The organism is Providencia sp. PROV223, from assembly GCF_028479245.1.
Classification (GTDB): Bacteria; Pseudomonadota; Gammaproteobacteria; order Enterobacterales; family Enterobacteriaceae; genus Providencia; species Providencia rettgeri.
The window spans coordinates 1-24,876 of record NZ_JAMPNG010000001.1 but is presented as its reverse complement, the minus strand read 5'-3'; the positions used below and the strand labels follow the sequence as shown (position 1 = coordinate 24,876).

Below are 24,876 nucleotides of genomic sequence, written 5' to 3'. Positions count from 1 at the left end.
CATGAAAAGGTTAATTGCTTATGTAACCGATCGCCAAAATTGGGTTACGTAAGTTTTTAACCATGAAATTTCAACCCGATTTTGTGAAAGGGGTATTAACCAGCGGGGCGGCCGTAATGCCTAAACCTTAAACATTATTAAGGTAGATTTAAGGCTTAAGTAGATATTTGTTATGTATGATTGTGGTCATTAGTGAGGCGTTAATATTATCTTGGCTTTTAACGTCGTGAATTACACCATGGGTCATTAGGATATGCTCCCGTATTATCAATCGAATTGTTTTCTATCATATCCAAATAGAGTAACTCAACTTCAGTTCTTGCCCATGGCGTGCGACGAAGAAACTTTAAGCTAGATTTAATACTTGGATCTTTGTTAAAGCAGTTTATTTTTATAATGCGTCCAAGTTGGCTCCAACCGTATCTATCAACCAATGCATTAACTTGCATTTCTAGTGTAACTCCATGTAAAGGGTCTTTCGATTTATATTCACTCATTACGGCATATCCGAAGCATAGGCAGGTTATTATTAAGCGCATATAAATAAGCTGAATACCAATCTAAGTCAATAGGGTGTTAACAATGACTGAACGAGCAAGGCCTATTTTTGCCCTGAAATTATATTTAACATAATATGCATTATGCGAATCTAAGTGTGAAATGAAGAAATCCAGCGTTTTGGCTGGTTAATCGTGTTGGTTCTTTTTTGGTTTTAAACCCAATTTGACTTCATAAATCTTCCGTTTTGCAATAACTTCTATGGGTTCTTCAATTACTCTGATATCTGTTAGTTCCCATGCTAACTAACCTAATTCATATTATGATTATTGTGAGAAATGAATTCTGGCAATATGTTACGGATATTCCCACAAAAGTTATTGACCGACGTTTGACGCCAAACAAGAATATGACGGTGTATTACTTCTATAATTACCCGCTAATTTACTCATATAGATGTGGTCACATGGCTTACAAACTGAATCTTAACTGGCCTGAATTTTTAGAAAAATACTGGCAGAAAAAACCCGTTGTATTGAAAAATGCATTTCCTGATTTTGTCGACCCTATCACACCGGATGAACTGGCGGGCTTAGCCATGGAGCCGGAAGTTGACAGTCGCCTAGTCAGCTTTATTGATAACAAATGGGAAGCGAGTCACGGCCCGTTTGAAGATTTCAGCGAATTAGGCGAAAAAGGATGGTCACTACTGGTGCAAGCGGTCAACCATTGGCATATGCCAGCGGCCGAACTGGTAAAACCGTTTCGTGTACTACCCGAGTGGCGTCTTGATGATTTGATGATCTCCTATTCGGTGCCTGAAGGTGGTGTTGGACCTCATATTGATAACTATGATGTTTTCATCATCCAAGGTATGGGACGCCGCCGCTGGCGTGTGGGCGATGCCCTACCTATGCGTCAATTCTGCTCACATCCGGCATTATTACATGTCGACCCATTTGAACCGATTATTGACGTAGAAATGGCGCCTGGAGATATTCTGTATATTCCGCCGGGATTCCCTCATGATGGTTTCACTTTCGAAGATACCATGAACTATTCTGTCGGCTTTCGCGGGCCAACAGGACGTGATCTGCTGAGCAGTTTTGCAGACTATGCGCTGGAACAGGATTTAGGTGGCATAAATTATAGCGATCCTGACCTCACGGTGACTGAAAACACAGGCACCATGAAACCTCATGAGGTTGAACGTCTACGAGCCATGATGATTGAAATGATCAACAAACCGGGTGATTTTGAACAGTGGTTAGGCCGTTTTGCAACGACTCTACGTCATGAATTGGATATTGCGCCTGCGGAACCGCCATACCAACCGGAAGAAGTGCTGAGTGCACTGAATGATGGTGAAAAACTGATCCGACTGAGCGGTTTGCGTGTGATGCGTATTAATGAGCACTTTTTCGTGAATTCTGAAAGCTGGATTACCACAGAAACAAAGGGTGCGGATGCATTGTGCCAGTTTACGGAAGTCGACAGCAATGAACTTGGTAAGGCACTGAATAACCGAGATTTTGTTGCGCAATTAACCGAATTTATCAATCAAGGATATTGGTATTTCGAAGAATAAGTCGCCCCTGCCCAACAAGATAAAACACCTGCTGATGGGTGTTTTATCCCTTCTGTCCTTCTACTTTTGTCAGTTTTTAGGTTTTATCTGTTATCTAATAAAAGTCAAATAAGCTAGTTTTAGTCATTATCTTACTTAGCGGTACTTCTGATTGGAGTTAAAAATGACAGTTCCTACTCGGCTGGTCAGCGGCTTATTATTCGCAACACTTTTGGCTTCTCAACACGTACGTGCTGATGCTGAAACAAAACTAAATCAAGATGTTAAACTAAATCATGCAACCGTGTTTTTGCGCGGTGCTACCTTAGACAACAGTGTGACACTGTCACTTAATAAGGGGCAGACTGAGGTTGTTCTTACGAATATAGCAAGCAATATTGACGCTCGAACGCTTTCAATTGACTTTGATAATAGTGATGTGACTATTCGTTCCGTAAATGTACAAAATGTGGCAGTTACACCTACATACCCCGCCAATATTGTTGAATTACAAGAACAACAAAAGGACTTAGTTCAGCAAGTTGAAAACTTAAACATTGCAATTAAAGTCGGTGAAGAGCAATTAAGCTTATTGAAAGATCAGCGCTTTTTTGGGGAAAATAACGCGCAATCATTAGAACAGTCCTCTCAAAAGTTAGACTTTATCCGTCAACAAATGACTTCAATATTGCATGAACAACAAAAATACCAATTAGAGATTGATAAGTTAGAAGAAAAACTTGCGATATTGCAAACGCAGATCGATGAAAAAATGCCCTCGTCTGTTGGCCAGCAAACTCAGATTGTCATGTTGGTCGATGCGGCTAAACCAACCATTGCACAGCTACAATTGTCCTATTTAACGCCTGATGCCGCGTGGTCACCAAGTTATGACATTCGTAGTCAGGACGTTGAGTCGCCAATCACCCTCACGTATAAAGCCAATTTAATTCAAAATACAGGCATTGATTGGGAAAAAGTCAATTTGACCTTATCGACGGTTAACCCATCAAAAAATATCACGCCTTCTGTTTTACAGCCTTGGCGCTTATCCGTTTATGATGATAATGCTCAAATAGCGCGTCAGGTTCGAATGAGGATGCCTGTAGCCCCTGCGGCAATGTATCAAGAAAATGGTGTTAGTGAGAAGAAAAAAACAATCAATTCAGGTATATCAGACTTTGTTACAACGTCTAATAATGGTATCAATTTAAATTATCAAATCGCCCTGCCTTATTCACTAAAAAGCGCGAACAAGCCGAATACTGTCACCATCAAACAACAAAATCTCGATGTAAAATACAAATATACCACCACGCCAAAACTGATTGAAGAGGTGTTCTTACAAGCAGATATCGACAATTGGCAATCACTTAACCTATTGAATGGAAATGCTAATATTTATTATGGTAATACATATATTGGCAACGTTATGATTAATGCAAATCAATTGGTTGATACATTACGAGTTCCTTTTGGTGTTGACAAGAGTATTCAAGTTTCCCGTGAACCAAATGAAAAAATAAAGAAAAAACCGAGTTTTATGGGATCAACAATCCAACAAACAGAAAGTTACTTGATCAAAGTAAAAAATATGCATGCGAAACCAGTTGAATTAACGGTTTATGACCAAATTCCGCTAAGTGAGGATAGTGAGATAAAAGTGTCTGAAATAGAGGATAAAAACGCAGTTACCAATAAAAGTACAGGTGAAATAGCCTGGGATATTACTTTAGAGCCTAATGAAGAAAAGCAAATTTCATTCAGTTATACATTGAGCTATCCAAAAGACAAACAAATATTAGGGTTATAACAATTTTTGTAGTTAATGTTAGATGGCGTTAGAATAACGCCATGCTGACACAACAATAACAAATTTGAGGTTTCCATGATTATATTAGTAACAGGCGCTTCTTCTGGCTTTGGTGAATCAATCGCTCGTAAATTTATTCAAAATAATCATACTGTTATTGGTACAGGGCGTAGAACTGAACGTTTAAAAGCCCTACATCAAGAATTAGGGGAAAAATTTTATCCATTAACATTGGATGTTCAAGACAGAAAAGCCATTCAATCTGCAATCGCTAATTTACCTACTCACCTCAAAAACATTGATGTCTTAGTCAATAATGCCGGTCTTGCATTGGGCCTAGAGCCTGCTTTTGATGCAAATCCTGATGACTGGGACGTTATGATTAATACGAATACTAAAGGCTTAGTGAATATGACCTATGAGGTGTTGCAAAACATGGTAGCCGAAAATCATGGTCACATTATTAATATTGGTTCTACTGCGGCAAGTTGGCCCTACAAAGGTGGTAATGTTTATGGTGCAACCAAAGCCTTTGTGAAACAATTTTCACTTGGTTTACGTGCTGATTTACAAGGGAAAAAAATTCGAGTTACCGATATTGAACCAGGCTTAGTTGGTGGCACAGAGTTTTCAAATATTCGCTTTAAAGGGGATGACGATAAAGCAGCTAGCACTTATCAAGGTACAGATGCCCTGACCCCTGAAGATATTGCTGAAACAGTGTATTGGGTTGCCACGCTACCTGCTCACATGAACGTAAATACATTAGAATTAATGCCTGTTTGCCAAACGTTTGCAGGTTTAACCGTACATAAACAACTTTAGATTTTAGTACTATTCTATACAGACGCACTAGCACACTTTTAGCTATACTCAGATTATCAGTCCTGTTTAGTAAGGAATTACCATGAATTCACACAAAATGTTGAAAACTGGCTTAACTGCGTTATGTTTTTGTCTCCCTCTACTTTGGGCTACGTCGTCTCCTGCTGCACAATCGACAACATCATGTACTGCAGGTAGTACTTGTGTTTCAGTAGGTAAAGGCGATGACTCTCTTAATAAAGAGCAAGCGCGTCAAGAAAAGGAACAATGGGATAGTACCCGTATGTTGCGTAATAAAGTTAATGCGCGTACTGAAAAAGAATTTGATAAAGTAGATGCCGCTTTTGATGCAAAAGATAAATGTGAAAAAAGTCTTAATCTAAATGCTTATTGGGAGCCAAGCACCAAACGTTGCCTTGATGTGAGTAATGGTCGTCCAATTAGTAATCCATAACCTGATAATAGGTTGCCTTATGGAGTTGTTGTTCAACAAGGAGATAAGATGAAAAAGAAATTATTGTTACCCTTATTTGTACTGATGTTAGCGCCCGCTTTTGCGCAAGCTTCATGTGAAAGTGTGATTGAGGAAATCAAACAAAAGATTATCAATAATGGCGTTCCTGCTGATAATTTTAGTTTGGTCGCAGTACCTAATGATGAAGTTGACTCATCTAAAGGTCAAGTTGTAGGTCACTGCCAAAATGATTCTTATAAAATCATTTATACCCGCCATTAGTCTATATTTTAGGTAAAATAAAGGGCGCTATTTGATGATAGCGCCCTTTTTCTTTGTTGGGTTATTAATGCAATTAATTAGGAATAGCGATAAGCTCTTGCAGTTTATCTGTATTGAGATAATGCCCTAGCTCTCTTTCTTCCGGCCGCAATAAATATGGGATTTCCCCAATTAATGGGGCCTTAATATGATGTTGTAACCGATCAATTATTTGAGCATAGTGCGCTAACCCTGGGTTGATACGGTTTGCCATCCAACCGATTAATGGTAATCCATCTGCTCGGATTGCATCCGCAGTTAATAGTGCATGATTAACACAGCCATGTTGAATACCTACGACTAAGATAACACCGACCGGCTGGCCTTTTAACCAGTCTGCATAAAAAGTATTGTCATCAAGCAAATAGCGCCATCCCCCATTACCTTCGATAACAACCATGTCACATTGATGATGTAAATGGTCTAGACCATGCTTTATTTTATTGAAATCAATGCTGTTCTCATGGCTGTAATTGTCCGTGATACGCACAGGATTAACTTCATCGTAGGAAACTAGGTCTTTAGAAACACTGTGAATTAGCAATGCATCTTTATTTCTGATTCCTTCAGGGGTATCAATGCATTGGTCAGCAATAGGTTTGTAGCCCACGGCTTTAATTCCTTGGCTATTTAGTGCTTGCAGGATGGCAAGCGTCGATACTGTCTTCCCGACATCTGTATCTGTCCCGGTAACAAATAGATTGATCATGGTCTTTTTCTATCCTGAAGTGACAGACTTATACAGCAATAAGCTGCAAAAATGATATGGATTCAGTTTATTGGAATGGGTAAGTGAGAAGTTTGCGTTAGCTCAATTTTGTGTACGATAGTGTAAATATTATCGAATTGTTTTAGCCTTGTAATAGTTGTAGTAGAAGTGAACCATCGTATAACGCTCGCTGTATTAATGAAGTTTCACTATCTTTGATGCTAAATGTAGATTTTTCTATCACTAATGTAGACGAATACAGAGGAATAGAAAGTTTATTTATATGTTTATGTAAACATTTTAAAAACAGATCAGAATCTTGATTCAAAGGAGAATTAACCAAAATGAGCTGACTACCCAATAAATTTACCATCAGTGCTAACGGTTTTGCCAACTGTTGTGCAACTTTATTAATAAGATAAACACAAAGACTGTCGTTTAGAATTGCGCCAGCGCAAATTTTATCCATTGAGATATCTTGCTGATGCAAAAATGAATCTGGGTAGTTTATTAGCAAATTATTAGCTTGTTGTAATATTGCAGGAATGGACGTATGGGTTTCTAAGCAATCATAGCTACCACAGTAGCAAACGTTATTTTGTTCAGGCTCACATTGAGTATGGCCGAATAGAATAGGCCGATGGGTATTCGTATCCAATGTTGTCCCATGGTTTAATACCATGACATTAACAACATTTTGTAGCTGTAAGTAAATGATATTTTTTTCTTTTCTTTTTTCCTGATGGGAGAAGAGGTCCATTAAGGCTAAAGCATCCACTGGCGGATGTAAATAAACGGGTAAACCAGTTTGCTTGGTAAGATATTCTGCGATGGCAAGTTGGTGGATTTTAAAAGAAGAATGCTGATAAATAACGCCAGTATGAGGGTCTAAAATACCATCAATAAGGATACTTATCGCGGTGACTCTTTCTAATATTTTTTGCTGGCTGGCAAAGAATTGACTAATTAATTCAGAAAGAAAATCGATAAATTCGCTATTTCCTAGCGGTGTAAATGGATACTCTGTTTGAGCTAAGGTAACTGCGTTAATTTCTTTCAGAGAAATCGTGAGTTTTTGGCCTTCGATACGAATAGCTAAAAATTGCCACCCTTCACTTTCAATGACTAACCCGACTGCTGGGCGTCCGCGCAGACCGAGTACCGGAAACTCTAATTCTTTAATTAAGTGAGCATCCATAAGTTCACGTGTAATTTTGGTGATACTAGCGGGCGCAAGCTGTGCTTGTTTTGACAAAGCAATACGCGAAATTGGACCATGTTGATCAATGATACGGTAAACAATACCCGTATTTAATTGTTTGATTTGGTCTATATGGCCAGTTTGATTCACCATGGTAATAATTCAATTCCTTTATAAAGCAATGAGTTATTATGCCTTAATCTGTGTATGAATGATTTCATTTACATTAAAAGTGTGAACTTGCTCACTTTTGGTTACCAACAATGTTGGCCATCAAAAGATTCGTTAATTTTTTTGCGACGGAGGGCAATGTTCTACGTGTATTGTAGACTAACCAGACTTCAGATGAAGCATTAAGATTAGTGAGTTTTAAGTATTTTACACCATCAATTTTCATACGCGTGAATGATTCTGTAATCACTGATATTCCCATACCAGCGGAAACTAGTCCCAAAATAGTCATGGCTTCCCCGGCTTCTTGAGAAATGGTTGGAACCACTCCCGCAGATGTTAGTAATTGATTTATTTCATCATATAATGCTGTACCAACATCGCGCTCAAAGAAAATAAAAGGATAATCAGCAAGTTGTTGAATATCTACGCCTACATCAATAAATTCTAATAATGGATGTCCCTCATAGACGGCTACCATAAAAGGCTCTTTAAATAATAGTTGATAATCCAATTGTTCTGGTAATACCGTATTTCTCATAATACCAATATCAATTCGCCCCGTAATTAATGGCGCTATCTGTTGTTTGGTATTCATCTGGTGCATATGAATAGAAACTTCAGGGTAAGCTTCTCGATATTGCCGTAAGCTCATCGTAACTTTGTGCATAAATGGCGTAGTTGAAGTAAAACCAATGGATAACTCTCCAAGTTCACCCTTTTCCATGCGAGCTGCTTTTGTTGCTGCTGCATCGACTTGAGCTAAAATTTGATATGCTTCTTTTAAGAACATAGTCCCCGCTGCCGTTAAGGCCACATTTCGGTTATTTCTTTCCAATAGTTTTGCATTAATTTTCTCTTCAAGTATTTGTATTTGCTGACTTAAAGGGGGCTGAGAAATATGCAATCGTTCAGCAGCTCTACCAAAATGAAGTTCTTCCGCGACAGCAATAAAGTATCGAAGATGTCTAAGTTCTATACTCATCGTTTGGTTAATACCCATTAATATGTTTAAAGTATTATTATGAATAATTAATATATTAGACAAAAAACTAAAAAATTTCTATTCTTTGATCGAAATCAAGTGTGTTGGTATGACAAGGAATAAACATGGAACACTCACAAAATAGCCTTACATCTGAGCAACCTAATGAAGGAATAAGAACACCCTTACAGGGACATACCACACCAAAAAAACATTACATACAAAGAGATGACGCGCTGTATTTACGTGTGACCTTATCCTTTTTTACCGTTGGTTTTGCCACATTTGCTTTGCTGTATTTCGTTCAGCCAATTTTGCCTATGCTGTCAGAAGATTTTAACATTTCCCCTGCAACAGCAAGTTTATCATTATCACTGAGTACAGGCTTAATGGCATTAGGGTTATTAATTACTGGGCCAATTTCAGACGCAATAGGCCGTAAGAATGTGATGGTTATTGCATTGACCTGCGCTGCATTATTTACTCTACTCAGCTCAATCATGCAGAGCTGGCAAGGGATCTTAATTGCCAGAGCATTAGTTGGTTTATCGCTAAGCGGTGTTGCTGCAGTGGCTATGACCTATTTAAGTGAAGAGATCCACCCTAGTTATGTTGCACTATCTATGGGGTTGTATATTAGTGGCAACTCGCTGGGAGGTATGAGTGGCCGGCTAATGACGGGGGTGATCGCAGATTTTTATTCATGGCGTGTTGCTGTCGTTATTTTAGGTTCGTTAGCCTTGATTGCCGCAATTGGCTTTTGGCGCTTACTGCCCCCTTCTCAACATTTCCGCGCGAGTTCTTTAAAACCTAAAAATCTATGGGTTAATTTACATCTACACTTTAGAGACAAAGGTTTACCTTTTCTATTTATCGAAGGCTTTGTCTTGATGGGTGGTTTTGTCACAATGTATAACTACATCGGATATCGTTTACTTGACGCACCTTATTCATTTTCTCAGTCTACGGTTGGCTTGCTATCTGTTATTTATTTAACAGGGACTTACAGTGCGACTAAAACAGGAAGCCTAACTCAAAAATATGGGCTTGGTCGTATATTGATAGCTTCTATTACCTTGATGTTAATTGGTATTTTAATCACATTGTGTTCGAATGTGTGGTTAGTTTTATTTGGGATGACGGTACTAACAACCGGTTTTTTTGCTGCGCACTCTGTTGCCAGTAGCTGGGTGGGACGTAGAGCGAAACGAGCACGAGGACAAGCTTCTTCTCTGTATTTATTCAGTTATTATGCAGGGTCAAGTATCGCAGGTACAGTCGGTGGTTTATTTTGGGAACACTTTGGTTGGACGGGTGTTGCGCTATTTATCGCTGGCATACTGTTTATCGGTCTTATCATCGCTTGTCGTTTAAAATCAATTTGTTATAACCAGTAGATTAGAGGCTGATAAAGGTTAAACTACCATTTTCTCCCGTTATTAGTAGATGATATGAGTGTCTATTAATAACGAGGAAACCCAATGAAATCATTCTCTATAAAATCATTTTTATTTGCACCATTGCTTTTTTGTTGCAGTTTTGTGGTCTGGTCGCATGGCTATGTTAAGTCCCCTGAAAGTCGTTCATACTATTGTAAGTTAGGGGTAAATAAGCAATGTGGCCCAGTGCAATATGAACCGCAATCCATTGAAGGCAAACAAGGCTTTCCCAAATACGGCCCAGCCGATGGTAAAATTGCCAGTGCAGCTAATGCTCTTTTTTCTCCCTTAGACATACAAACTACTGTTCGGTGGCAACGAGCTATTATAAATTCACCAAATGTTAGGTTTAAATGGCGCATTACTGCGAAACATAAAACAACAAAATGGGAATACTTCATCACTAAACCAGATTGGCAACCCAATTCGCCGTTATCGCGTAAACAGTTTATACTAACCCCATTTTGTAAATTTGAACGTGTAGAAATTCCAGGGGAGAGCGTGGAGCACAATTGCGTATTACCGAAGAATCAAAAAGGTTACCATGTGATTTTAGCAATTTGGACAATAAATGATACGGTAAATGCGTTTTACCAAGTCATTGATGCAGAAATAAATTAGCGTAAACGTAAGTCATAATAAGAGAAGGACAAGTGTTAAAATACCCACTTGCCCTTTTAGGCTTTATTTTTTATTGATAAACACGATAGTTAATGTTAATTATTGTTTACCACATATTGAATGTTGTAACTAAATGACAAATAAACAAGACCTGATTAATACGTTTAATGAATTGGAATCACAAATAAACCAATTTAGCCTTTTGCTATTGGATCAATCAAAGCAAGTACCATTTACAGCCCATGTATTTCAATTACCTTCGATAATCAAAGGTGAAGAAAATAATGAGATAGAACAAATCGCAGTGGAAACGGTGGTGAGCCATGATGCAGTAAAAGAAACAATAAAATTAATTAACTTGTTATTTTTACAGAATAAATCTGAAGAAATTAGCAATAAAGCCGCTATCCGCTTACCTGGGGCAATATGTATACAAACCAATTTACAGGCGTATCGTGACTTTAATTCATTAATATCAAAGATCAATGAGTTAAAGATGCATATAAAAGCAATAGTCACTCAAGTTAACGAACCACATCGATTCGAATTTATACGTAGCAGTTTACATGGACTGCTAACACTAAATACTTACCGCACCCTCACCTCATTGGTTGATATCGATACGATTAATTTTGGTTGGGCGAATAAAAAAGTCATTAATAAAGTGACCAAAGAAACAGTACTAGACCGTTTACAAGCAAGTTTAGAAAGTGGTCGCTCCCCTCTTCATTTACCTAAAGAACACTGGCTTTTACAATTGGAAAATGAAATTCGGTTAATTGATTCCCTACCCCATAATGCGGTTTTGAAAACTCAACGTCCTGTCAAAGTTCAGCCAATAGCTCGAGTGTGGGATAAAGAACAACAGAAACAAACGCAGTTTGCCTGTGCAACCCCTTTGTTTGTTTTTGCGCTCGAAAAAACAGTGGCCGAAATTAAAGTCGGTGAACTCCCCGATTACCATGCAAATAGCATTGTTATTCGTAATCGCCCTAAAGCAAAAGCAGTTGAATTATTAATACCACGCTTAAATTTGTATATTGAGCGCTAAAAAAACACCCATCTGTAAAACAGTATGGGTGTTATATACTCGCTAGTTTAATTGGCTAGCTTAAGATTTCATGCTGCCCACCATATCTTCTGGACGAACCCAATCATTGAATTGTTCTTCAGTTAAATAGTTGAGTTTCAATGCAGACTCTTTCAAAGTCAGCCCTTCTTTGTGCGCTTTTTTAGCGATTTCTGCCGCTTTATCGTACCCAATGTGAGTATTTAAAGCTGTTACTAGCATTAATGATTCATGAAGTAATTTTTCAATACGCTCACGGTTTGGTTCAATGCCAATCGCACAGTGCTCATTAAAGCTACGCATACCATCCGCTAACAAACGAACGGATTGTAAGAAGTTATCAATTAGCATTGGGCGGAATACATTCAGCTCAAAATTACCAGACGCACCACCAATATTAACAGCAACGTCATTTCCCATCACTTGTGCGCATAACATGGTTAATGCTTCACACTGCGTCGGGTTAACTTTACCGGGCATGATTGAGCTGCCTGGCTCATTTTCTGGAATTGAAATTTCACCAATGCCGCAACGTGGGCCAGATGCTAACCACCTAACATCGTTCGCAATTTTCATTAAAGAGGCAGCCAAACCTTTTAAAGCACCGTGTGCGTGCACAAGGCTATCGCACGTTGCCAATGCTTCAAATTTATTAGGCGCTGTAACAAATGGCTGGCCAGTTAATTCTGCGATTTTTTTCGCAACACGCACTGCATATTCTGGATGCGTATTTAAACCAGTTCCTACTGCTGTACCACCTAACGCTAATTCGCACACATGCGGAACAGCGTTTTCAATGTGTTTTTCATTATGCGCCAACATTGCAGCCCAACCTGAAATTTCTTGACCTAATGTCAGTGGGGTTGCATCTTGTAAGTGAGTACGACCGATTTTTACGATATCTTTAAATTCTTTCGCTTTTGCATCTAATGTTTGATGCAAAACTTTCAGTTCTGGGAGAAGATGTTCGCGGATTGCGACAACCGCAGCAACGTGCATTGCCGTTGGGAAAACATCATTTGAACTTTGACTTTTATTCACATCATCATTAGGGTGAATAAGACGATCATTGCCACGTTGGCCTCCGAGAATTTCGCTACCACGGTTAGCTAAAACCTCGTTCATGTTCATGTTACTTTGCGTACCAGAACCTGTTTGCCAAATAGCGAGAGGAAATTCCGTTGGATGTTTGCCAGCTAAGACTTCGTCAGCAGCAGCAATGATTGCATCACCGCGCTCTTTGGCTAATAATCCAAGATCCATATTGACACTAGCAGCGGCTTTTTTTGTGATAGCGAGTGCGTGAATCAACGCAACAGGCATTTTTTCTACAGATATACGGAAATGTTCTAAAGAACGCTGCGTTTGCGCGCCCCACAATTGGTCAGCAGGTACTTCAATTGGTCCCATTGAGTCTTTTTCAATGCGAGTGGCTGCCATTACTATCTCCTTAGGTACATACACAGAATAATTGATTTTAGAATCATCTGCTTGCAGGTAAGCAAATAACCGAGCAGTATAATGCCACAAATTGAATTTCATTTATGAGACTTGGTCGAGCTTATTGTACTGTAGTGAAAAGGAAATCAGTTGATTTTTATGAAAAAGAGAATTTTGCTATGCTTAAAATGATAAACAAAGTCCAAAACTATGACTGGGGCAGTAAAACAGCCCTGACTAAGCTATATGGGATTTCAAACCCTGATAACTTACCTATGGCTGAACTTTGGATGGGAGCTCATCCAAAAGCAAGCTCTGAAGTTCTCGATGAGGAAAAAAATCAAAGCATTCCACTTAATGTCTTAATCGAAAGTGCTCCTGAAACCTATTTAGGCCAGCATGTCGCACAAACTTATCACCGCTTACCTTATTTATTTAAGGTGTTATGTGCAGCTCAACCGTTATCTGTTCAGGTACACCCAAATAAAACTTATGCTGAAGTTGGGTTTGCCAAAGAAAACTCAGCCGGGATCCCATTAGACTCCCCAATACGCAACTATAAAGACGATAACCATAAACCTGAATTAATCTTTGCATTAACGCCTTTTAAAGCTATGAATGCGTTTCGCCCACTCGACGAAATTGCACAATTGCTGGATTTTGTTTCAGCAGCACATCCGGATATTCAGCTATTTGTTCAGGACCCAACTGAAGAAAAATTATCACGTTTATTTGCACAAATTCTTAATCTGACAGGTGAACAAAAAGATTTAGCGCTTGGTGTATTGAAAGCCGCGTTAAATAGCCGACAAGGTGAACCATGGAACTCGATAAAACAAATGGTAAGCCTGTACCCTGAAGATAATGGGCTATTTACCCCACTTCTTCTTAATATCGTTGAATTAGAGCCTGGTGAAGCGATGTTCTTATATGCAAGAACACCGCATGCCTATCTTGAAGGTGTTGGGTTAGAGGTGATGGCAAATTCCGATAATGTGCTGCGTGCCGGGTTAACAAACAAGCACATAGATATTCCAGAGCTGATTGCTAATATTGACTTTAAGCCTACGTTTGCAAAGGATTTATTAAGCATTCCCGAAAAATCTGGAAATATCTGGAAATATAATATTCCAGTAGAAGATTTTGCATTTAATATATATTCTATAGACCACTCGGAAGTTGCGCTATCTAACAATAGTGCCTCAATTTTGTTCTGTATTGAAGGCCAGTTAGTTTTGCATTCAGGTAATGATGAAATATGCATTAATTCAGGTGAATCTGTTTTTTTACCGGCTTATGAGAAAAGCATAACCATTAATGGCAGTGGTAAACTAGCCCGAGTATTTAACAAATAGAGTCATATTCTGTATTTAACCGTCTTCATTCAATGAATGGCGGTTATTTAAAACTTTTATAAATTGATAAGTACGGCAATAACGTACTGAAAGGATGGATGTTTATAATGAAAAAGTCATTAGTCGCGGTTGGTGTTATTGTTGCTCTGGGTGCAGTGTGGACCGGAGCTTCATGGTATACAGGTTCTAAAGTAAAAGATGAACTTGATAGAGTAATCCTCAAAACCAACGATTTTTTTGCTGTAAATGTGCCTGAGTCAGGTTTGAATTTTAAAGTAGAAAATTATGAAAAAGGTGTTTTTTCATCTAAAGCGGATATCGTAATCACCTCTGCTGATTCTGCATCACCAGACGACTCTATCGTATTTAAAACGAATATTGATCATGGTCCATTCCCATTATCACAAGTCGCTAAGTTTAATTTATTACCAAAATTAGCAGCGACGCAAATTGAATTAGCTAACAACGCAACAACAAAAGAATTGTTTGAAGCGACACAAGGTAAACCATTTATTCATGGTTCTGCGGTCATTGGCTATAGTAAAAGTATTGATACCAATTTAGAGCTGATCCCTGTCGAGTATAAGAAAGATGACGTTTCATTATCTTTCAGTGGTTCTAAGTTTGATGTATCAACGACTTCCGACCTTGCTGCTGTAGATGCAACTTTAGTCACTGATAATTTAGTTATCGGTAAGAAAGATAACTCTGAATCTATGACACTAAAAGGCTTAAAATTAGTCTCTAATGTGACAAAATCACAATATGGCTTCTACACCGGAACCCAGTCATTTGTTATTGCGGATACAAATTTCAACATTCCTGAAACCAAATTCTCTTTTAAAGATTTCAAAATTTCAAGTGACACCTCTATTACTGGCGAAGATGTGAAAGGGAATATTTCTTATAGCATCTCTGACTTAAAAGCATTAGAGCAAAACTTAGGTTCAGGCGAACTGACGGTTGCTATTGAAAAATTAGATGCAAAAGCATTAGGTAAATTCGTTGAGCAATATAATGAAGCTTTAGCACAAGGTTTAGCTAATGGCGACCCAACTGAAGCAACAGAGCGTTTAGCTATGGAAATGATGTCTACGACATTGCCAGAGCTAATGAAGAGCAAGCCGGTATTCACGGTTAGCCCTTTCTACTGGAAAAATGAAGCTGGCCAAAGCTCAATTGACCTAAACATCACATTCAATAAATGGAACCAAGACGAAATTACTGCGTTAGCAATGTCTAACAAAGTTGATGAAGCTATCAAGCAGCTCATTACTTCTTTTGATTTCAATTTAAAACTGAATAAACCAATGGTGATCGAATCAATGACTCAAGCAATGATTTTAGATCAAGGTGTTCCAGTTGATGCTAACACGAAAAAAGAAATGAAAGGCATGGTCACTTCTGAGTTTGAAGGTGTTCAGCAAATGCTGACTTCAGATATGTTCTCTTCTCCGTTTGAAGAAATGTTTATGACGGATGAAGAACGCGCTGAAAAAGCTAAACAGAAAAAATCACCTTGGATGATTGATAGCGAAAATGATTTAACTATGACTATCAAATTTGCAGGTAATGACCTGACATTCAATAATGACAAATATACCTTAGCTGAGTTCCTCACTAAGATGAAAGTGATGTCTAATCCAGAAGATGCATTAGAATATGAAGCAGTACCTGCTCCAGATGCAGAACCAGCACCAGGAATGGAAGTTGAGCCTGAATTAGCACCACAAGATGCAGCGCCAGCTAACTAATCTAATTGATATAATTTAATCACAAAAGCCAGTTAATATTAGCTGGCTTTTTTATTTGCATCGCAAAATAAACGTGATTTTAATCACATTTAAAATGTAATTATTGATCGCGTTTCACATTTTTCGTGATTTACAATTGCCTTTAGCGAAATAAAAGCCAAAATGAGGATAGAAAATAGATAAAGGATCATTCCGTGATTAAAACACATTTACCTTTAACCGATTTACACCGCCATCTTGATGGCAACATCCGTCCAGAAACAATTCTCTCCTTAGCAGAGCAACACCATATTCAATTACCTGCTTCAGAGCTTGAAGCATTACGCCCTCATGTCCAAATTATAGGACAAGAAGCTGACTTAGTCGGTTTCTTAGCAAAACTTGATTGGGGGGTCGCTGTTTTAGCAAACTTAGATGCCTGTCGCCGCGTGGCATTTGAAAATGTTGAAGATGCCTTTAATGCAGGTATTGATTACGCAGAGCTGCGCTTTTCCCCTTATTATATGGCGATGAAACACCAATTGCCTGTTGAAGGTGTCGTTGAAGCCATTGTTGATGGTGTACGTGCAGGGTGCCAACAATTTGATATTAAAATTAATTTAATTGGTATTTTAAGCCGTACTTTTGGCCAACAAGCCTGTACAACTGAGCTGCAAGGATTATTAGCGCATCGGGATCATTTATGCGCATTAGATTTAGCGGGAGATGAGCTCGGATTCCCTGGAGAGCTCTTTGAGTCACATTTTATTAAAGCTAGAGATACTGGGTTAAATATTACTGTTCATGCAGGTGAAGCGGCTGGTGCAGACAGTATTTGGCATGCTATTAAGGTATTAGGCGCACAACGAATTGGTCATGGCGTTAAAGCAATAGAAGACCCTGCTCTAATTGAGTATTTAGTAAAACATCAAATTGGCATGGAAAGCTGTTTAACGTCGAATATTCAAACAAGTGCAGTTCCATCCTTAGCTCAACACCCGTTAAAAAACTTTTTACAACAAGGTGTTCTGGCTTCAATTAATACAGATGACCCTGCAGTTCAAGGGATTGAGTTACGCCATGAATATGAAGTAGCTGCCCCACAAGCTGGTTTAACGGCAGCAGAAATAGAACAAGCACAACGAAATGGTCTGAGTATGGCATTTTTTTCGGATAGTGAGAAAAATGCGCTGTCAAAAAAAGTCGCCAATCGCTAATTTATTTAGTTAAGATTTAGAGGGGATCTGCCCCTCTATCTCAATATCCTTAAAATTCCCCTTCCGAAAAATCTTTGGCCTGCATGCTGCTATATGAGATTGTTAATATCTGCCCTATTTTTTTAGTTAGCCGCTCTCTTACTATTTAAAAATCGTTTTACGCAAGCCTATATATTCATATTTTATATATTAATAAAAAACATCTTATATATTCATTTAGGAAAATCAGCATGACTATTATTAACTCAAGTACTTCAACACAACATATAGCTAGCCCAAATTTAAAACAGCAGCTCATATCGCAAAAAAATAGTTTAGTTAGCAATATTAATAAAATTAAAACTACAATAGAAACGAATAAAGCGGAAATGACAGAATTAAAAGAATTTATCAAACATAATATGTCATTCTTAAAAGAGCTGAAGAGTATCTCTGACCAACATGGAAAAGATAGCCAAGTCCGCCTCAAAAATGGGCATTTTAAATTAGGCCAAGGAAGTAATGTACTAAAAAATATTTTTTCCAGTGGCCGCTACCAAACTGAACGCACTGCCGCGGCAACCTTATTAAATGTAACAGCAAAAAGTGTTACTGTCGCCGATTCAACTAACTTGCTCACGAAGTTGAAAGCAAAAAATGAATCAACCTTATCATCACTGACCGATAACAATAAAAATGCTCAACAACAAATTACTAGTCTCAGTAAAGAGCTTGCCCCAATAGAAACTCAATTAAACACGATTAAAACACAAGAAGCCGATAATAAGAAAGCAGCTGAACAGCTAAAAATTAAGCGTCAGCAATTTTCTTCTATCTACCAAAGTAATGAAGGTTGTAAAGCAATCAACAATGAGGCCCGCTATATTTTTGGTAATGGCAAACAAGGTGGCTCTTTAAGTGGTAGTAAAGTCATTGCTGAATATGAGCGAGTACATGGCTCAGATATTTTTTCAAAAGGAAATAGCCACATTAAATTTGAATTAAAATGTAACAGTGATAATTTAAATGAGTTAGTGAAAACCGCTGCTAAAAATTGGTATTCACCGTCAAGTACAACAGCAACCACCCATCGTGGGCAAGGTATGACTAGTGATGGCTTAAATACTTTAATTAATAATTTTAATGCCGACAAAAAAAGCGATAATAAGACGGTTTATCAGTTAGGGCAATTTTTTTCAACGTCGAGTAGAAATGATATTGCTAAGTCTTTTGCCAACCAGAGCCAAGATGATGTTAAAGTTATGTTTTTAGTGAAAGGCAATAGTGGCAACGGGATCACTCCGCAAGCTGGGCTAAGCTTTAATAATAATGAAAGTGAAGTACTCTACTCACCGCTGGCAAACTTTAGTGTCAACAATATTGTAAAAAACTCCAAAGAAAATATATATAAAATTGAGTTAACAGAAGTTAAATCTCAAAAAGACGCACAACTATTACCTTACTAGTTCGAGAGTTTGTTTTTGAGCCTATAACAATTATTTTTCTTTTTATAGGCTTTTTTGAACTTTAGCGTAAAATAATTAACCCTACCGCGCTTTCTGAATATATTAAGCCTGTCTAAAAACAATGCGTTACTTAAAATAACATCATCGATTATTAGCATCCACCGCATAAGCAGCGGCTCTATTGTTAATTATATAATTATTTGTATGTTGTAACTAAAAGGCGTGTATGCTTAGGAGATCGGTTATAAATCTAATTGAGGGGTAATGGCCTATTTTGTCAGAACAAAACCCCATGATTGCCCTATTGTCAGTCCTTAGTTGATAGCCTTTTCGCATAACGCTGAGCAAGTACAGCGCTGACCATCAGTTGTATTTGGTGGAAGATCATCAATGGCAATAAAATAACCCCCACTGTCGCAGCAGGAAATAACACGTTCGCCATTGGTACTCCATTCGCTAAACTCTTTTTCGATCCACAGAAAACGATGGTAATTTCGTCTTCTTTGCTAAAACCTAACAACCGTGCAGCTAACGTATTAAATACAATGACAATAAATAAAATAACGCAAGTAACAACCACTATCATTAAGAGTGAAAATGCATCTATTTTCTGCCAAATCCCCTCTACAACGGCTTCACTAAATGCCACATAAACCACTAACAATATTGAAGACCGGTCAGTCATATTCACTAACTTACGATTACGGTTAATCCAATTGGCAATCAATGGTCGAGATAAATGCCCCACAACAAACGGGAGCATCAATTGCATTAAGATAGACCCTATCGCATTGAGCGTATCCATGGCTTGGCTACCATCAGCATCCATCAATAAGCCAACTAAGATTGGCGAAAGAAAAACCCCAAGAATACTCGATGCCGATGCACTACAAATAGCTGCGGCAATATTCCCACCGGCCACTGATGTGAACGCAATTGCTGATTGTACGGTTGCAGGTAAAGCACACAGGTATAAAAAACCCATATACACAGTCGGTGACATCCATTTAGGTACAATCACCGCAAGTCCTAATCCTACAATAGGAAATACAATAAATGTACTCGCAAAAACCAGGAGATGTAGACGCCAGTGCCCTATCCCCGCCATGATTGATTCACGAGATAACTTAGCTCCATGCATAAAGAACAACAATGCAATTGCAGCTGTAGTTAAATATTGAAACCCCGTTTTTATGTCACCTTCACAAGGAAAAAGACTGGCTAGAATGACAACACCAATCATGATAAGTAAAAATGGGTCTATTCTCAGTTTAGCTAGCAAATTCATTCGATTATCCATAATAAAAGCCAGTTATGTTAACTGGCCTTATAGTGAGCGTTGATGACGTTAAAATATTTCTTCGATAGTCCGTTTTTCTTTTGCCGAACGTATACCTGCTTCAATAAGTTTCATAATATCTATCGCTTCGCTCGGGGTGACAGGATTTGGTTTACCATGGCGAATTGCATCATGTATCCCTTGATAATAACCACCATAATTACCACGTTGGTTTGGCCAAGATTGTGTTATCAGCTCATCATCTTGTGACAGCGTCACATTACCCATGTTGGTATCAATTCCCCAATCAGCCCCTTCTGGACGTTGGCCGCTCTTTAAGCAGTCTTCTTGGGTGTCTAAACCATATTTAACATAACTACCATTCATGCCATGAATAACATATATCGGCGTTGGTGCAGCAGCTAATGTTGTTGCATGTAATACCACCTTTTTATCGGCATATTGCAAAACGGCATGGAAGTAATCCACTGCCTGTGCATTTGGGCGGATCATGGCAAGATCAACATTGATCCCTAACGGCCTGCCAAAATATTGTAAGACTTGGTCTAATAAATGCGGACCTAGGTCATACCAAATACCGGCTCCGGGAATATCCGCTTCACGCCAGCGTTGCCTAACCAGTGGGCGATAACGATCAAAATGTGATTCATAGTATTTAATATCCCCGAGCTTACCTTCTTCTAAGATTTTTTTAACGGTTAAAAAACCAGAGTCCCAACGGCGGTTATGATAAACCGACAGTAATTTTCCAGCTTGCTCCGCTTGTTGTTTCAATTGTTCAGCTTGTGAGACATCTAATGTAAATGGTTTATCAACAACAACGTGTTTTCCCGCTGCTAATGCCGCTTGTGCGAGAGGAAAATGAGTATCATTAGGCGTAGGAATAACGACGAGTTCGATATCTTTATCAGCAAAAATAGCTTCCGGAGAGGCGGCAACATGAACATTTGGCCAATCAGCCTTAACCTTACTCGGGTCACTGCTAGAAATCGTTGTTAAATCATACCCTTCTAAAATGTCAAGGAAGGGAGCATGAAATGTTTTGCTAGCATAGCCATATCCGACGATCGCAACTTTAATTGGTTTAGACATTTAGACCTCATACAACGATAAACACAGGTGGAGATAAAAAGTACCATCAGAAGGAATGAAATGGCAAATAAATCTATGATAGGATTGTAAATTGTCCAGCGACTTCGCCAAAATGGGTTTTATTGATTATGACTTCAGTTTATGACGCCAACCGCATCACTGGCTGGTTATTAGTTCCAGCAATCTATTTGTTATTAACCTTTTTAGCTGTTTGCAGTATGACTGTCATGTATTGCATTAAGTTTTATGAGATTGTCACGACTGTTGACCATTGGACAAGCTTTATTCCTGCCGCATGGTATCTGTCATTCGCGATTACTATTGGGATGACTATTTTCAGTATCCATGTGTTGCAGCTAATGTTTTCTCGTTCAAAACATTTTCCCCGCCGCTTTATTATTTGGTTAATGATTTTATTATTATTAGGTATAAAAACCTTCGCATTTTCACCTATTGATGATGAAACTGCTTTGCAAGTCTTAGCGTGGCCTTTAATTGGTGCAGGTTTCTTTGTCCCTTATTTAAAACGGTCCCAACGTGTAAAAATGACTTTCACACAAGATCGATAAGCATCACATAAATTGCTTGATATCATAATGATAGTTTAACTGGCTTCGGTCAGTTTTTGTTCTTTTTTCATTTCAGGCAATAGCATGACTGATTATCTATTACTCTTTGTTGGAACAGTACTGGTTAACAACTTCGTTCTCGTTAAATTCCTAGGCTTATGCCCTTTTATGGGCGTCTCAAAAAAACTCGAACCCGCCATTGGAATGGGCTTAGCAACGACGTTTGTTATGACATTAGCGTCAATCAGTTCTTGGTTGATTGACACTCTCATCCTCATTCCTCTCGACCTCATCTATTTGCGAACGCTAAGTTTTATTTTAGCGATTGCTGTCGTTGTACAGTTTACTGAAATGGTGGTGAGGAAAACGAGTCCAACGCTTTACCGTTTACTTGGTATTTTTCTGCCTTTAATTACCACCAACTGCGCGGTTCTTGGTGTTGCCTTATTAAATATTAATATGTCTCATACTTTTATGCAGTCTGCCGTGTATGGTTTTGGCGCTGCTGTGGGTTTTTCATTAGTGATGGTGTTATTTGCCGCTATTCGCGAACGTTTAGCTGTTGCCAATGTTCCTGCTCCTTTTAAGGGCTCGTCAATTGGGTTAATAACTGCTGGCTTGATGTCTCTCGCGTTTATGGGCTTTAGTGGTTTGGTGAAATTCTAATGATGTCTGTATGGATTGCTATCGGTATATTAGCCGTTTTTGGCCTTATTTTTGGGCTGATTTTAGGGTATGCCTCATTACGATTCAAAGTTGAGGCTGACCCTATTGTTGAACAAGTTGAAGCGATATTACCTCAGAGTCAGTGCGGTCAATGCAGTTACCCTGGCTGCCGTCCTTACGCTGAAGCGGTTGCAAATAATGGGGAAATGATCAACAAATGCGCCCCTGGTGGTGAGCAAGTCATGCTAAAAATCGCTGAGTTGCTTAATGTTGACCCCCAACCAATCGATGGTGATGAAGCCGCGCAAAATCCAGTTCGTAAAGTTGCTATTATCGATGAAGAAAACTGCATCGGTTGTACTAAATGCATTCAAGCCTGCCCTGTTGATGCTATTGTGGGTGCAACCCGCGCCATGCATACCGTTATTGAAGATTTGTGCACAGGATGTGACCTGTGTGTAGCCCCTTGCCCTACCGATTGTATTGAGCTTGTTCCCGTGAAAACCACCACAGCCAATTGGAAATGGGATTTAAACACCATCCCAGTCAAAAATATCAATGTTGAACCCAATGAACCATTTGTAACTAAAGCAAGGGGTGAAACTCATGCTTAAGCTCTTTAATTGGTTGAAAAAAGATAATATTTGGGATTTCAAAGGCGGGATCCATCCGCCTGAAATGAAGCTACAATCAAGCCAAACACCAATGCGTATTGCATCAATACCTGATGAACTGGTTATCCCATTACAACAACATTTAGGCCCTGAAGGTGAACTGATTGTTCAAGTCGGTGACTTCGTTTTAAAAGGCCAGCCTTTAACTAAAGGCCTTGGACGTACTGTGCCTGTTCATGCTTCAACTTCAGGGGTTATCACTGCGATTGAACCCATGGTGACAGCGCATCCTTCTGGCTTAAAAGAGTTGTGTGTACGTATTGCATCCGATGGCCAAGATACATGGTGTACTTTATACCCAGAGCCTAACTACGTTCAATTAACCCGCGCTGAATTACTACAGAAAATTGAACAAGCGGGTATTGCGGGTCTCGGCGGTGCTGGTTTCCCAACCGCATCAAAATTGGCAGGTGGTCAAGATGCAATTAAAACATTAATTATTAATGCGGCTGAATGCGAACCTTATATCACAGCCGATGATAGATTAATGCAAGAACATGCACAGGAAGTTATTGAAGGCTGCCGTGTTTTACAGCATTTATTGAACCCAGACCAGGTACTAATTGGTATTGAAGACAATAAACCCGAAGCTATTCGTGCACTTAAAGATGCAATCACCTCGCAAGACAAACAAATATTCATTCGAGTTATACCAACCAAGTACCCATCAGGTGGTGCTAAACAGCTGACAAAAATTTTAACGGGAAAAGAAGTACCATCCGGTGCGCGTTCTTCTCAAATTGGCGTGTTAATGCAAAACGTCGGTACTGTGGTTGCTATCAAACGCGCGGTTATCGATGGCCAGCCATTAATCGAACGAGTAGTCACTGTCACAGGTGAAGCAATCAGCAAACCGGGTAATTTTTGGGCTCGTTTAGGGACTCCAGTTAAACATCTATTACAGCAATCAGGTTTTAACCCTGAACCAGAACAAATGGTGATTATGGGAGGGCCTTTAATGGGCTTTACCCTACCCGACTTAAATGTTCCTGTCGTGAAAATTTGTAACTGTTTACTGGTTCCTACAATGGAAGAAATGGGGCCTAAAGCACTAGAAGAAGCGTGTATTCGTTGTGGGTTGTGTGTTGAGGCCTGCCCTGCTGCGCTACTACCTCAGCAACTTTACTGGTTCAGTAAAGGAGATGAACACGAAAAAGCGCAAAAACATAATTTATTTGACTGCATAGAGTGTGGTGCATGTGCTTATGTGTGCCCGAGTAATATTCCGTTAGTGCAATATTATCGTCAAGAAAAAGCAGAAATTCGTGAAATTGCTCAAGAAGAGCGCCGTGCTGCTGAAGCAAAATTGCGTTTTGAAGCAAAACAGTTGCGTATGGAACGTGATAAACAAGCACGAGAAGAACGCCATAAAAAAGCTGCTGTGCAAGTCGATAGTGCAGATAAAGATGCCGTTAATGCGGCTTTAGCTCGAGTTAAAGCCAAACAAACGCTGACAGCGGAACCCATTAAGATTGTTTCCGGTGAACTCCCAGACAATAGTGCAGTAATCGCCGCTCGCGAAGCTCGTAAAGCCCAAGCTCGTGCTAAACAAGCTGAAAAGCTGGCTAATGCACAAACAGAAACTGTTGATATAACAGCAACGGATGATCCCCGTAAAGATGCCGTCGCTGCAGCTATTGCGCGTGCCAAAGCTAAAAAAGCCGCTCAAGAACAACCTGCCATTCCGGCTGTCGCTGCGGCTATTGCGTGTG

General features: G+C 39.0%; 23 protein-coding genes. 16 read left to right on the top strand and 7 right to left on the bottom strand.

The window, feature by feature from the left end; translation table 11 throughout:
• Nucleotides 1-218: 218 nt before the first annotated feature.
• Entirely contained in the window at nucleotides 219-497 is a 279-nt protein-coding gene (locus PR767_RS00115; protein WP_004910941.1) for a VF530 family DNA-binding protein, read from the bottom strand.
• A 467-nt stretch (nucleotides 498-964) separates the two neighbouring features.
• Here PR767_RS00115 and PR767_RS00110 point away from each other — a divergent pair, with 467 nt between their 5' ends.
• The 5 genes from PR767_RS00110 (at nucleotide 965) to PR767_RS00090 (ending at nucleotide 5,439) form a co-directional block, all read left to right on the top strand.
• Nucleotides 965-2,086 (top strand): ribosomal protein uL16 3-hydroxylase, encoded by a 1,122-nt coding sequence (locus tag PR767_RS00110; protein WP_004910943.1) that lies wholly within the window; start codon nucleotides 965-967, stop codon nucleotides 2,084-2,086.
• 163 nt (nucleotides 2,087-2,249) lie between these two features.
• The gene (locus tag PR767_RS00105) at nucleotides 2,250-3,878 is read left to right on the top strand and encodes a DUF4139 domain-containing protein (protein ID WP_272519710.1); all 1,629 of its coding nucleotides are present in this window, start codon (nucleotides 2,250-2,252) and stop codon (nucleotides 3,876-3,878) included.
• A 75-nt stretch (nucleotides 3,879-3,953) separates the two neighbouring features.
• On the top strand, nucleotides 3,954-4,703 hold the full coding sequence (gene ydfG / locus PR767_RS00100) for a bifunctional NADP-dependent 3-hydroxy acid dehydrogenase/3-hydroxypropionate dehydrogenase YdfG (RefSeq protein ID WP_272519709.1): 750 nt from the start codon (nucleotides 3,954-3,956) through the stop codon (nucleotides 4,701-4,703).
• Nucleotides 4,704-4,785: 82 nt separating this feature from the next.
• The gene (locus PR767_RS00095) at nucleotides 4,786-5,157 is read left to right on the top strand and encodes a DUF1283 family protein (protein ID WP_117161917.1); all 372 of its coding nucleotides are present in this window, start codon (nucleotides 4,786-4,788) and stop codon (nucleotides 5,155-5,157) included.
• 48 nt (nucleotides 5,158-5,205) lie between these two features.
• The gene (locus PR767_RS00090) at nucleotides 5,206-5,439 is read left to right on the top strand and encodes a DUF1161 domain-containing protein (protein ID WP_115167223.1); all 234 of its coding nucleotides are present in this window, start codon (nucleotides 5,206-5,208) and stop codon (nucleotides 5,437-5,439) included.
• Between the two features lie 73 nt (nucleotides 5,440-5,512).
• Here PR767_RS00090 and bioD read toward each other — a convergent pair whose 3' ends face one another.
• From bioD to PR767_RS00075, 3 genes are all read right to left on the bottom strand, one after another.
• Nucleotides 5,513-6,187 (bottom strand): dethiobiotin synthase, encoded by a 675-nt coding sequence (gene bioD, locus PR767_RS00085; RefSeq protein ID WP_004910953.1) that lies wholly within the window; start codon nucleotides 6,185-6,187, stop codon nucleotides 5,513-5,515.
• Between the two features lie 142 nt (nucleotides 6,188-6,329).
• Nucleotides 6,330-7,541 (bottom strand): ROK family protein, encoded by a 1,212-nt coding sequence (locus PR767_RS00080; protein ID WP_110731941.1) that lies wholly within the window; start codon nucleotides 7,539-7,541, stop codon nucleotides 6,330-6,332.
• Between the two features lie 91 nt (nucleotides 7,542-7,632).
• Nucleotides 7,633-8,544 carry a LysR family transcriptional regulator gene (locus PR767_RS00075; protein ID WP_004910958.1) on the bottom strand — a complete coding sequence of 304 codons (912 nt, stop codon included), beginning with the start codon at nucleotides 8,542-8,544 and terminating at the stop codon, nucleotides 7,633-7,635.
• A 125-nt stretch (nucleotides 8,545-8,669) separates the two neighbouring features.
• Here PR767_RS00075 and PR767_RS00070 point away from each other — a divergent pair, with 125 nt between their 5' ends.
• The 3 genes from PR767_RS00070 (at nucleotide 8,670) to tus (ending at nucleotide 11,655) form a co-directional block, all read left to right on the top strand.
• Complete coding sequence (locus PR767_RS00070; protein WP_109912251.1) at nucleotides 8,670-9,941, top strand: MFS transporter; 1,272 nt, start codon at nucleotides 8,670-8,672, stop codon at nucleotides 9,939-9,941.
• An 84-nt stretch (nucleotides 9,942-10,025) separates the two neighbouring features.
• Nucleotides 10,026-10,604 carry a lytic polysaccharide monooxygenase gene (locus tag PR767_RS00065; protein WP_004910963.1) on the top strand — a complete coding sequence of 193 codons (579 nt, stop codon included), beginning with the start codon at nucleotides 10,026-10,028 and terminating at the stop codon, nucleotides 10,602-10,604.
• Nucleotides 10,605-10,737: 133 nt separating this feature from the next.
• On the top strand, nucleotides 10,738-11,655 hold the full coding sequence (gene tus, locus PR767_RS00060; RefSeq protein WP_272519708.1) for a DNA replication terminus site-binding protein: 918 nt from the start codon (nucleotides 10,738-10,740) through the stop codon (nucleotides 11,653-11,655).
• A 60-nt stretch (nucleotides 11,656-11,715) separates the two neighbouring features.
• On the opposite strand, the gene fumC is transcribed toward tus, so the two are convergent.
• Nucleotides 11,716-13,113, bottom strand: a complete 1,398-nt coding sequence (gene fumC, locus PR767_RS00055; protein ID WP_004910966.1) for a class II fumarate hydratase — start codon at nucleotides 13,111-13,113, stop codon at nucleotides 11,716-11,718.
• A gap of 179 nt (nucleotides 13,114-13,292) precedes the next feature.
• Here fumC and manA point away from each other — a divergent pair, with 179 nt between their 5' ends.
• From manA to PR767_RS00035, 4 genes are all read left to right on the top strand, one after another.
• The gene (gene manA, locus PR767_RS00050) at nucleotides 13,293-14,468 is read left to right on the top strand and encodes a mannose-6-phosphate isomerase (protein WP_004910968.1); all 1,176 of its coding nucleotides are present in this window, start codon (nucleotides 13,293-13,295) and stop codon (nucleotides 14,466-14,468) included.
• 107 nt (nucleotides 14,469-14,575) lie between these two features.
• Nucleotides 14,576-16,222: a YdgA family protein gene (locus PR767_RS00045; protein WP_272519707.1), complete on the top strand. Its 1,647-nt coding sequence runs from the start codon at nucleotides 14,576-14,578 to the stop codon at nucleotides 16,220-16,222.
• 194 nt (nucleotides 16,223-16,416) lie between these two features.
• Nucleotides 16,417-17,418 (top strand): adenosine deaminase, encoded by a 1,002-nt coding sequence (gene add, locus PR767_RS00040; protein WP_272519706.1) that lies wholly within the window; start codon nucleotides 16,417-16,419, stop codon nucleotides 17,416-17,418.
• 230 nt (nucleotides 17,419-17,648) lie between these two features.
• Entirely contained in the window at nucleotides 17,649-18,863 is a 1,215-nt protein-coding gene (locus tag PR767_RS00035; protein WP_272519705.1) for an ADP-ribosyltransferase domain-containing protein, read from the top strand.
• 307 nt (nucleotides 18,864-19,170) lie between these two features.
• Here the strand turns inward: PR767_RS00035 and PR767_RS00030 are convergent, their stop codons facing one another.
• Together PR767_RS00030 and PR767_RS00025 are read right to left on the bottom strand one after the other, a co-directional pair.
• A complete protein-coding gene (locus PR767_RS00030) occupies nucleotides 19,171-20,151 on the bottom strand; it encodes a bile acid:sodium symporter family protein (RefSeq protein ID WP_109912257.1) in 981 nt (326 codons plus the stop codon).
• Nucleotides 20,152-20,211: 60 nt separating this feature from the next.
• Complete coding sequence (locus PR767_RS00025) at nucleotides 20,212-21,255, bottom strand: oxidoreductase (protein ID WP_272519704.1); 1,044 nt, start codon at nucleotides 21,253-21,255, stop codon at nucleotides 20,212-20,214.
• A gap of 128 nt (nucleotides 21,256-21,383) precedes the next feature.
• On the opposite strand from PR767_RS00025, the gene PR767_RS00020 reads away from it, so the two are divergent.
• The 4 genes from PR767_RS00020 to rsxC all read left to right on the top strand — a co-directional run.
• Nucleotides 21,384-21,824 carry a DUF2569 domain-containing protein gene (locus tag PR767_RS00020; protein ID WP_004910980.1) on the top strand — a complete coding sequence of 147 codons (441 nt, stop codon included), beginning with the start codon at nucleotides 21,384-21,386 and terminating at the stop codon, nucleotides 21,822-21,824.
• 84 nt (nucleotides 21,825-21,908) lie between these two features.
• On the top strand, nucleotides 21,909-22,490 hold the full coding sequence (gene rsxA / locus PR767_RS00015) for an electron transport complex subunit RsxA (protein ID WP_004910983.1): 582 nt from the start codon (nucleotides 21,909-21,911) through the stop codon (nucleotides 22,488-22,490).
• On the top strand, nucleotides 22,490-23,104 hold the full coding sequence (rsxB, locus tag PR767_RS00010; protein ID WP_004910986.1) for an electron transport complex subunit RsxB: 615 nt from the start codon (nucleotides 22,490-22,492) through the stop codon (nucleotides 23,102-23,104). Before rsxA ends, rsxB begins: the two co-directional genes overlap by 1 nt.
• The coding region (gene rsxC, locus PR767_RS00005) for an electron transport complex subunit RsxC (RefSeq protein ID WP_272519703.1) at nucleotides 23,097-24,876 on the top strand (1,780 nt) is incomplete at its 3' end. The genes rsxB and rsxC, both read left to right, overlap by 8 nt.

Excerpts from the sequence above, each read along its gene's own strand:
- PR767_RS00115 (WP_004910941.1), bottom strand. The coding sequence starts at position 497 with ATGAGTGAATATAAATCGAAAGACCCTTTACATGGAGTTACACTAGAA.
- PR767_RS00030 (WP_109912257.1), bottom strand. The coding sequence starts at position 20,151 with ATGAATTTGCTAGCTAAACTGAGAATAGACCCATTTTTACTTATCATG.
- bioD (WP_004910953.1), bottom strand. The coding sequence starts at position 6,187 with ATGATCAATCTATTTGTTACCGGGACAGATACAGATGTCGGGAAGACA.
- PR767_RS00065 (WP_004910963.1), top strand. The coding sequence starts at position 10,026 with ATGAAATCATTCTCTATAAAATCATTTTTATTTGCACCATTGCTTTTT.
- PR767_RS00045 (WP_272519707.1), top strand. The coding sequence starts at position 14,576 with ATGAAAAAGTCATTAGTCGCGGTTGGTGTTATTGTTGCTCTGGGTGCA.
- PR767_RS00025 (WP_272519704.1), bottom strand. The coding sequence starts at position 21,255 with ATGTCTAAACCAATTAAAGTTGCGATCGTCGGATATGGCTATGCTAGC.
- PR767_RS00080 (WP_110731941.1), bottom strand. The coding sequence starts at position 7,541 with ATGGTGAATCAAACTGGCCATATAGACCAAATCAAACAATTAAATACG.
- fumC (WP_004910966.1), bottom strand. The coding sequence starts at position 13,113 with ATGGCAGCCACTCGCATTGAAAAAGACTCAATGGGACCAATTGAAGTA.
- PR767_RS00095 (WP_117161917.1), top strand. The coding sequence starts at position 4,786 with ATGAATTCACACAAAATGTTGAAAACTGGCTTAACTGCGTTATGTTTT.
- manA (WP_004910968.1), top strand. The coding sequence starts at position 13,293 with ATGCTTAAAATGATAAACAAAGTCCAAAACTATGACTGGGGCAGTAAA.
- rsxB (WP_004910986.1), top strand. The coding sequence starts at position 22,490 with ATGATGTCTGTATGGATTGCTATCGGTATATTAGCCGTTTTTGGCCTT.
- PR767_RS00070 (WP_109912251.1), top strand. The coding sequence starts at position 8,670 with ATGGAACACTCACAAAATAGCCTTACATCTGAGCAACCTAATGAAGGA.
- PR767_RS00090 (WP_115167223.1), top strand. The coding sequence starts at position 5,206 with ATGAAAAAGAAATTATTGTTACCCTTATTTGTACTGATGTTAGCGCCC.
- PR767_RS00035 (WP_272519705.1), top strand. The coding sequence starts at position 17,649 with ATGACTATTATTAACTCAAGTACTTCAACACAACATATAGCTAGCCCA.
- PR767_RS00020 (WP_004910980.1), top strand. The coding sequence starts at position 21,384 with ATGACTTCAGTTTATGACGCCAACCGCATCACTGGCTGGTTATTAGTT.
- PR767_RS00110 (WP_004910943.1), top strand. The coding sequence starts at position 965 with ATGGCTTACAAACTGAATCTTAACTGGCCTGAATTTTTAGAAAAATAC.
- PR767_RS00105 (WP_272519710.1), top strand. The coding sequence starts at position 2,250 with ATGACAGTTCCTACTCGGCTGGTCAGCGGCTTATTATTCGCAACACTT.
- PR767_RS00075 (WP_004910958.1), bottom strand. The coding sequence starts at position 8,544 with ATGAGTATAGAACTTAGACATCTTCGATACTTTATTGCTGTCGCGGAA.
- rsxA (WP_004910983.1), top strand. The coding sequence starts at position 21,909 with ATGACTGATTATCTATTACTCTTTGTTGGAACAGTACTGGTTAACAAC.
- tus (WP_272519708.1), top strand. The coding sequence starts at position 10,738 with ATGACAAATAAACAAGACCTGATTAATACGTTTAATGAATTGGAATCA.
- ydfG (WP_272519709.1), top strand. The coding sequence starts at position 3,954 with ATGATTATATTAGTAACAGGCGCTTCTTCTGGCTTTGGTGAATCAATC.